Source organism: Asaia sp. SF2.1, from assembly GCF_000505765.1.
Lineage (GTDB): Bacteria > Pseudomonadota > Alphaproteobacteria > Acetobacterales > Acetobacteraceae > Asaia > Asaia bogorensis.
Map to the genome: position 1 here is coordinate 63,348 of NZ_AYXS01000034.1, position 8,649 is coordinate 71,996.

The following is an 8,649-nucleotide window of genomic DNA, read 5'->3' on the forward strand; positions in this document are numbered from 1 at the left end:
GCATCAGTCGACAGCGCGCCTGGGGCGTGCCGATTGCCGTTTTCGTGGAAAAGAGCACGGGCGAGGTGCTGCGTGATCCGGCGGTCATGCAGCGTATCGTGGATGCCATGGCCGAGCATGGTGCCGATATCTGGTACAGCGCTGACCCTGCCACCTTCCTGGGTGAGGGACGTGACCCCGCGCAGTACGAACAGGTGTTCGACATCGTCGATGTCTGGTTTGAAAGCGGCTCGACCCACAGCTTCGTGCTGGGTCAGGATGGCCTGAATTTCCCGGCCGATCTCTACCTTGAGGGCTCCGATCAGCATCGCGGCTGGTTCCAGTCCTCGCTGCTCGAGAGCGTCGGCACACGTGGCGTGGCCCCCATGAAGGCCATCGTCACCAATGGCTTCGTGCTCGATGAGCAGGGCCGCAAGATGTCGAAGTCGCTGGGCAATGTGATTGCCCCCAAGGAAGTGACCGACAAGCTGGGCGCGGATATCCTTCGCCTTTGGGTTGTCAATTCCGACAGCAACGAAGACCTGCGTATCGGCAACGAGATCCTCAAGCAGCAGGGTGAGCTTTATCGTCGACTGCGCAACACGCTGCGCTGGCTGCTGGGCGCGCTCGACGGGTTTACCCCTGAAGAGGCGGTACCTTTCGAGCAGCTTCCCGAGCTGGAGCGCTATATCCTGCATCGCCTGAGCGATCTGGGCGGTCTTCTCAAGCAGGCGGTCCAGACCCATCAATGGGTGGGCGTGTATCCGATGCTGCACGGGTTCTGCACGACCGATCTTTCGGCCTTCTATTTCGACGTGCGCAAGGATGCGCTCTATTGCGATGCGCCGTCCTCACTGCGTCGTCGTGCTGCCCGCACCGTGCTCGATATCCTGCACCGTGCCCTCGCCACCTGGCTTGCACCGGTTCTGGTCTTCACGGCTGAAGAAGCCTGGACATCGCGCTTTGGCGAAGAGAGTTCGGTGCATCTGCAGGCATTCCTCGAGCCCGATCCCGCCTGGCATGATACGGTTCTGGGCGAGCGCTGGAACCGTATCCGTGCTCTGCGCCGCGTCATCACGACCGAGCTTGAGGGCGCGCGTCGGGGTGGCGTGATCGGCTCGTCGCTCGAAGCCCGTCTCAGCCTGCCCCTGACCGAACAGGAACAGGCCGTGTTTGGGGACGTCGACTGGGCTGAACTCGCCATTGTCTCGCAGGCCGATATCCAGCTCCTGACCAATGTGCCGTCGCTTTATATCGATGACAGCGCCACCACCGAGCACGAGGGCATTGTCAGCGCTCATCCGGGGCCGGGTGTGGGCGAGGCAGAGGGCAGCAAGTGCCTGCGCTGCTGGCGTGTGCTGCCCGAAGTCGGGAGCCAGACCTCCCATCCGGGTCTCTGCCTGCGCTGTAGCGATGTGGTGACAGCGTGAAATCAGCCAAAGTCACACTCTCCTTCGGTCGGCCGGCAACCTTGCTGGCCGGTCTGGCAGCGTTCATCGTGGTGCTTTGCGCCGATCAGGGCAGCAAATGGTGGATCCTGAACGTCTTTGACCTTCCCGCAAAAGGGAGCGTGGTCATTGCGCCGGGGCTGAACTTCACGATGGTGTGGAACCACGCCGTGACGTTTGGGATGCTCGGCGGCGTCGGCCGCTACGGGCCGTTGCTGTTTTGCACAGTGGCCCTCGTCGCCGTGTTGGCCCTGCTATGGCAGACATTGCGTACGTCGCGCATGGTCGTGGCCATTGCCTCGGCTGCCATTGCCGGCGGCGCGGTCGGGAATGTCATCGACCGTATGCGCTTTGGCGCTGTGGTCGATTTCATTCATGTCCATGCCTATGGCTGGAGCTGGTATGTTTTCAACGTTGCCGATTCGGCCATTGATTGTGGTGTGGTTGCCTGGGTGATCGACTCCATTCTGGCAGATCGTCGCCAGTCAGCTTCCAGCGGAAAGCCCTCACCTGTTTCGGATGGCGCCTCCGATCACGGTTCGGTACATCGCGAGCATTGATCTCTTGTCGATGCCGAAACGCTCATTTAGGATCGGGTCCGATATGGCTCAGCTCTCCCTTCCGTCCGTCCTCCGCGTCCTGCCGGTTCTCGGCCTGACAGCGCTCCTTCCGGCCTGCTCCGGCTCTGACGTCTCGCGCGCGTTCGGTCTCGAACGCTCGATGCCGGATGAGTACACGGTCACGACCCGTGCGCCCCTCTCCATGCCGCCGTCAGAGCAGCTGAGCCTGCCGGGGCAGGGTGACCATACGGCGGAGGAAAACCCCCGTATCCAGGCGCTTGAAACGCTCTCGCCCAATGCGGCCCTGCACCCCACTACCGGCAGCAACAGCGCCGGTCAGCAGGCTCTGGTCGGGCAGGTGGATCAGGCATCGAAGGCCCCCAACAATGCCGAGCTCGGCGCTGCCGGTGCGGGTCTGACCGATGAACTCATGTTCTGGCGTGGTGGCAATGCGGGCAGCGTTGTCGATAGCGAGGCAGAAAACCGTCGCATCCAGCGTGCTTCTGCCCTGGGTCAAAACCCCTCCACCGGTGCCACGCCTACCAAAAAGTCGAAGAGCGCGTTCCTCGGCGTCTTCTGATGCCTGGTCATGACGCCGTCTGAGCGCCCCCAGCTTCAGCCCAAATTACGCCGCCTTTCCAGCCATGTGATCGATCTGATCGCGGCAGGCGAGGTGGTGGAGCGCCCGGCTGCTGCATTGAAGGAACTGGTCGAGAATGCGCTCGATGCTGGCGCGACCCGTATCGAGGTGGCTCTGGCCAGCGGCGGATGCGACCGCATCGAGGTTCTCGATAACGGCTGTGGCATGTCGCCCGATGACATGCTCATGGCTGTCGAGCGACACTGCACCTCCAAATTATCCGATGAGACACTGACCCGTATCGTCACGCTGGGCTTTCGTGGTGAAGCCTTGCCCTCCATCGGCGCTACAGCCAGACTGAGCCTGACCTCACGCCCGCATGATGCCGATACAGCATGGCAATTGCGCCTTGAGGGAGGTGTCCTGACCCCTCCATCCCCCGCGCCCGGTGCGCCCGGAACGCGCGTGGTGGTAGCCGATCTGTTCTTTGCCACACCCGCACGACGCAAGTTTCTCAAATCTGCCCGCGTGGAGGGCAGCCATGCCGAGGCGGTGATGCGCCGACTGGCACTGTCTGCCCCGCATTGCGCCATGCGTTTCACTTTGGATGAGCGTCTGGTTTTCGACTTCCCCGCCCATTCGACCATCGCCCGCGTTCAGGCGGTTCTGGGTGAAAGCGACTCCCTGATCGCATTGGATGAGGAGCGCAATGGCCTGCAACTGAGCGGTTTCATCTGTGGGCCCGCGGCCACGCGGGCCACGGCAGCCGCCCAGTTTCTGGTCGTGAATAACCGCCCCGTTGCTGATCCGCTGATGAAGACGGCCATACGTGTCGCCTATCGTCCTGTCATCGAACCGGGACGTCATCCTGTTCTGGCGCTCCACCTGCAACTGCCTCATGACCGCGTCGATGTGAACGTGCACCCGTCCAAGACCGAACTGCGTTTTGCCGATGAGGCCGATGTGCGCGGTCTGATGATTGGTGCCATGCAACGCGCTCTGGGGCATGGCGCAGGTGAGGGTGGCGTGAGGATACGTTTTGCCGCCTCGTCGCGTCAGGCCATCCACTATCCACCGCCCGACCCTGTGCGCCCGACGCCGGGTTTTCTGACGAGCCATGCCGCGCTCATCGGGAATGGCGCTCCCATGGCGACGGAGTCTGTCAGCCCGTATGGTGGCTTTCAAGAGCCGGACAGTCCTCGCGATGACCGCTCACCTGTCGCGTCGCTGGATGCATTCGAGCCGTCCTCCCGCCCGCTGGTTCAGCCAGATGCTACACAAATCGCGCGCTTTCCACTCGGCGCGCCGGTCGCTCAGGTTTTCGATACTTATATCCTTGCTGTCGGTCAGGATGGTGATCTGATCCTTGTCGATCAGCACGCCGCCCATGAACGTCTGACCCATGAGAAACTGCTGGCTCAATACACGAGCGGGTCACTCAAGGCGCAGCGCCTCCTGCTTCCCGAGGTCATCGACCTGCCGCCCGGTCAGGCAGGGCGACTTATGGAGTGGAAAGAGGCGCTCGAGGCGCTGGGTCTGGAGATCGAATCCTTCGGTGGAGGCAGTGTGCTGCTGCGCACCATGCCCGTACTGCTTCAGGGCGGTGACGGGAGCGCCTTGCTGCGCGATCTCTCGGAAGAACTGGCGGCAGACCCCGACCTGACGCCGGGTGACAGCGCAGCCCTGGAGCGTCGTATCGATGCCGTGATTGCCCGCATGGCGTGCCACGGCAGTATCCGTGCCGGGCGGCGGCTACAGCAGGACGAGATGGCGGCGCTCCTCCGACAGATGGAACAGACGCCGCGCGCAGGCACGTGCTCGCATGGTCGGCCAACATGGTTGCGCCTTGGACGGGACGAGCTGGAAAAGCTTTTTGGCCGGATACGCTAGGCTGATTTCCAGCCCTTTAAGCCCGACCTTGCACGCCCTGCCGTAGCGGGGTGCACAGGGCCAGAGGGAAGGGGCAGGAATTCAGGAAGGGCTATGAGCCATCTTGTGACGCTTGGCGGCAGACGGATGCGTGACTGCTACGACATCACCGGAAACGAACAGGATTGAGTCGACAGCGTTCTGCAGCGCATCGGCAGCCGATTTCGTATCGTCGCCATCCATGAATACGGAAGCGCGATGCACGTCACCCGAGATCATCTCCAGTGGTGCCAGAGCCACGACGTATTGCACGCTCGTGCCTACGACATGAAGATCCTGATTGACCAGCTTCGTGTCCCCCGCCTTGAGATGCTGGTTCGCACTGGCAAGAGCGGTCTGCTGCGCCGGAGCCAGCGTATCGGTCACGGCATATTCGCCGCCAACGGGCAGCCAGTGCAGGGGCACGCCACTGGCAGCAACGCGCTTGGGCATGCCGTGGCTTGGGACAGGTTGCATGGCATCCTCGGCCTTGATGAAGGCCTTGCTATCCTTTGCGGCCTTTTCCAGGCGGGCCTCAGCATCGTTGATCAGGCTTTGTGCCTGCCCGTTCTGATTGTTTGTCAGGGCCTGCTGCGCCAGAAGGATGTTGGCAAATGCCTTCTGCCCGTCCTTGGACAGACGGCCAAAGTCACGGGTGGCGTTCACCTGATCTGCCTTCATCATGGCAACGCTGCGAGCAGAGCTATCATCACCGGGGGCGGCAGCAGAAGCCGGCGTAACAGCAAACCCGGCGGACAGTGCAACAAGCGCAGCACCCGCACTCATCAGTCGACGCATCAGTAATCTCCTCAATACATATCCCGCAAATCGGGATTTCGAGGATCAGAACGATGTCTCGACCGGCTTGTTGCATGACAAGGCTGTTAACACGACGCCATCATAACCCGGATGTCTGTATTTCTTCAGGTGGGAGGAACGGTTTTGCCATCTGAAGGGGGCTTGCGCGAGGTCAGAACATTGCCTGCCGAAGCTCCCGCAATGCACAGCACTCCCATCCAGCGCGCAATAGAGAGTGATTCACCCAGCAGCAGGAGGCCGGAAATGGAGCCCAGTACGGGCTCCAGGCTGAGGAGAATACCCAGATCGCGCGGCCCGAGGCGCCGCATGGCCATCATATCGAGAATATACGGCACGGCGGAGGAGAGAACCGCCACACCCACGGCCTGCATCCCCTGATGCGGATGCGTGATGGCAGGAGAGATGGCCGGTATCAGCCAGGGCAGCAGCAGGATACCCGCTGTGGTCATTCCCAGTGTCGTGGCCTGTGCCGCAGGCATGACACGTCCGATACGTGTTCCTGTCAGGATATAGACGACCCAGCCAACGGCGCTGGTGAGCGCTGCGATCACGCCAATCGGGTCCAGATGGCCTTCCACATGGTCGGGGCGCAGCAGCAGATAGAGGCCACCCAGAACCATACCCGCCCACAGCAGATCGAGCAGGCGACGTGAGCCGATAAGCGCGAGCGAAAGCGGTCCCATGAACTCGAAGGCGACGACGAGACCAAGCGGCAGTCGCACCAGAGCGATATAGAACGCGAAATTCATGACAGCCATTGAGGCGCCATAAGGCAGCAGCAGCTTCCACATGCCCGGTTTGAGCACGGACGGGCCGGGTCGCATGACGGTGAGCAGAATGACGGCGGCCAGACAGACGCGTAACCCCACCATACCTTCTGCACCGAAGAGCGGAAACAGGCTCTTGGCGAGCGCCGCGCCAACCTGAAAGGAGGAAATTCCACCAATCAGAAGGGCAAGGCCGCCTAGTTTGTCGAGACGGGTTGAGGTGGGGTGATCGAAAGCAGCCATCAGACGTCGAGCAATTCCGCTGTGCGGGCGTGCTCCTGAATGAAGCGAAAGCGCAGCTCAGGCTTGCGTCCCATGAGGCTTTCCACGCGATCGCTCGTGAGTGCCCTGTCCTCAGGCGGGGTGACAACCCGCAGCAGCGTGCGCTTGGCCGGGTCCATGGTTGTCTGCTTCAGATCCTTCACGGGCATTTCGCCAAGCCCCTTGAATCGCGAGATCTCGACCTTTGCGCCTTGCTTGAAGTCGCGCTTGAGACGGCGCACGCGGTCATCATCATCCATCGCATAGATGGTCTTGGCCCCATGCGTCAGGCGATAGAGCGGCGGCTGGGCGAGGTAGAGATGGCCCTTGCGCACCAGATCGGGCATTTCGCGGTAGAAGAAGGTCATGAGCAGAGAAGCGATATGCGCCCCATCCACGTCAGCATCGGTCATGATGATCACGCGTCCATAGCGCAGTCGGGCGACATCGAAGCTGGAGCCCGATCCGCAGCCAAGCGCCTCGACCAGATCGCGTAATTCCTGATTGGCCTTCAGCTTGTCCGCCGTGGCCGAGGCCACATTGAGAATCTTGCCACGCAGCGGCAGCACCGCCTGCGTTTCACGGTCACGGGCCTGACGGGCTGAACCACCAGCCGAGTCGCCCTCGACGAGAAAGATTTCGGTGTCGGCCGCGTTTTCGCGCGTGCAGTCTGTCAGCTTGCCGGGCAGGCGCAGGCGACGCGTGGCGCTCTTGCGCGGCGTGTCCTTGGTTTCGCGTCGGCGCAGACGCTCCTCGGCGCGCTCGATGATGAAAGCCAGAAGGTTATCTGCCTGAGCTGGGTTGCCGCCCAGCCAATGATCGAGCCGGTCACGCAAGGCACCCTCAACGAGGCGGCTGGCTTCCTGCGTCGTCAGCTTTTCCTTGGTCTGGCCCTGAAAATGCGGGTCACGAATAAAGACCGAGAGCTTGACCGCCAGCGCACCGAGCGCATCTTCCGCCGTTACTGCCGCCGCACGCTTCATGTTGCGGCTCTCACCCCAGGCGCGCAGCCCCTTGACGAGAGCCGATCTGAAGCCGGCCTCATGCGTACCGCCCTGAGGGGTCGGAATGGTATTGCAATAGGAGGTCATGCTCGACGCTCCCTGCTCCAGAAACGCCACGGCCCATTCCAGCTTGCCCCCGGTCCGGCCATCAGCGGCCTGGGGCAACTCTGCCTCACCCGCCCAGACCGGTGCCAGCAGGGCGGGGCTGGCACCCAGCTCTGCATTCAGGCTGTCTGCCAGACCATTGGGAAAGTGAATGGTCGCCTCGGCCGGTATCTCGTCCCCTGCCTTCAGCAGCGAGGGGTCGACACTCCATCGGATCGTGACACCGCGGAACAGCGCCGCCTTGGAGCAGCAGAGGCGGTAAAGCCGCAGCGGGGAGAAGCTGAGCCCGCCGAAGATTTCGGGATCGGGGGAGAAGCGTATGGTGGTTCCCCGGCGGTTGGGCGCATTGCCAACCTGCTGCAGGGGCGTCACCGGCTTGCCGCGGGCGTAATCCTGACGCCATAGCAGCTTTTCGCGGGCAACCTCGACTTCGAGCCGGTCCGAAAGGGCATTGACCACCGATGAGCCAACGCCATGCAGACCGCCTGACGTGTCATAGGCTTTGCCCGAAAACTTGCCGCCAGCATGGAGTGTGGTGAAAATCACCTCCAGGGCTGAGCGGTCGCGAAATTTGGGATGGGGATCGACCGGGATACCACGACCATTGTCGCGCACCATCAGCAGGCGGGGCCCCTCAAGGGCGAGGTCGATGACGCTGGCATGGCCCGCCACAGCCTCATCCATCGCATTGTCCAGAATTTCAGACGCGAGATGATGATAGGCTGTATCGTCGGTTCCACCGATATACATGCCCGGGCGCCGTCTGACCGGTTCGAGCCCTTCAAGGACTTCAATCTGGTCAGCGCCATAATTTTCCGGCACGGGGGCCTGCGCGGCCTTTCTAGGCCGACGCACGGGCTTTTCATCGCTCTTGAAGAGGTCGTCGTTCATATTGCGTTCTTGACGGCCTCGCCGGGGCGTCGTCAAGCGCCCCGTGCAGGATGAGGATCAGATTTTAGGCGCGTGTCTTGCGATGGGTGCGCCGTGTGGTCGTGCTGCGGCTATGGGAGACAGCTTCGGGGGCCGAGCAGGTTTCGAACGAGGCCGGCTGAACCACGTCCTTCGCATCGGCGTAATGCGCAAGATCGGCACCATCATCGAGGGCATCGACCTCGTCGAACATCGCGACCCGCTGCTGACAGAAGATCGTACCTGCCTTGAGGCCGCCTTCCGACTGCACATTGGCAAGCTGCGTGATGTAGTCGTCATGCGCCTTCA

General features: G+C 62.1%; 7 protein-coding genes and 1 pseudogene. 4 read left to right on the plus strand and 4 right to left on the minus strand.

Annotated features, from left to right (window positions below):
• From P792_RS0119435 to mutL, 4 genes are all read left to right on the plus strand, one after another.
• The coding region (locus tag P792_RS0119435; RefSeq protein ID WP_031241184.1) for a class I tRNA ligase family protein at nt 1–1,409 on the plus strand (1,409 nt) is incomplete at its 5' end.
• Complete coding sequence (gene lspA / locus P792_RS0119440) at nt 1,406–1,987, plus strand: signal peptidase II (RefSeq protein ID WP_023979348.1); 582 nt, start codon at nt 1,406–1,408, stop codon at nt 1,985–1,987. The genes P792_RS0119435 and lspA, both read left to right, overlap by 4 nt.
• A 43-nt stretch (nt 1,988–2,030) precedes the next feature.
• A complete protein-coding gene (locus tag P792_RS31545) occupies nt 2,031–2,567 on the plus strand; it encodes a DUF3035 domain-containing protein (RefSeq protein WP_023979349.1) in 537 nt (178 codons plus the stop codon).
• A 9-nt stretch (nt 2,568–2,576) separates the two neighbouring features.
• Nucleotides 2,577–4,457: a DNA mismatch repair endonuclease MutL gene (mutL, locus tag P792_RS31550; protein ID WP_023979350.1), complete on the plus strand. Its 1,881-nt coding sequence runs from the start codon at nt 2,577–2,579 to the stop codon at nt 4,455–4,457.
• An 81-nt stretch (nt 4,458–4,538) separates the two neighbouring features.
• Here mutL and P792_RS31555 read toward each other — a convergent pair whose 3' ends face one another.
• The 4 genes and pseudogenes from P792_RS31555 to P792_RS38950 all read right to left on the minus strand — a co-directional run.
• Nucleotides 4,539–5,273: a YfdX family protein gene (locus P792_RS31555; protein ID WP_051395926.1), complete on the minus strand. Its 735-nt coding sequence runs from the start codon at nt 5,271–5,273 to the stop codon at nt 4,539–4,541.
• A gap of 125 nt (nt 5,274–5,398) precedes the next feature.
• Entirely contained in the window at nt 5,399–6,304 is a 906-nt protein-coding gene (locus P792_RS31560) for a DMT family transporter (protein ID WP_023979352.1), read from the minus strand.
• On the minus strand, nt 6,304–8,322 hold the full coding sequence (gene parE / locus P792_RS31565) for a DNA topoisomerase IV subunit B (protein ID WP_023979353.1): 2,019 nt from the start codon (nt 8,320–8,322) through the stop codon (nt 6,304–6,306). Before parE ends, P792_RS31560 begins: the two co-directional genes overlap by 1 nt.
• A 64-nt stretch (nt 8,323–8,386) precedes the next feature.
• Nucleotides 8,387–8,649, minus strand: a pseudogene (locus P792_RS38950) (hypothetical protein); the annotation flags it as partial.

Coding starts and splice junctions, on each gene's coding strand:
- P792_RS31545 (WP_023979349.1), top strand. CDS start 2,031: ATGGCTCAGCTCTCCCTTCCGTCCGTCCTCCGCGTCCTGCCGGTTCTC.
- mutL (WP_023979350.1), top strand. CDS start 2,577: ATGACGCCGTCTGAGCGCCCCCAGCTTCAGCCCAAATTACGCCGCCTT.
- P792_RS31555 (WP_051395926.1), bottom strand. CDS start 5,273: ATGCGTCGACTGATGAGTGCGGGTGCTGCGCTTGTTGCACTGTCCGCC.
- P792_RS31560 (WP_023979352.1), bottom strand. CDS start 6,304: ATGGCTGCTTTCGATCACCCCACCTCAACCCGTCTCGACAAACTAGGC.
- parE (WP_023979353.1), bottom strand. CDS start 8,322: ATGAACGACGACCTCTTCAAGAGCGATGAAAAGCCCGTGCGTCGGCCT.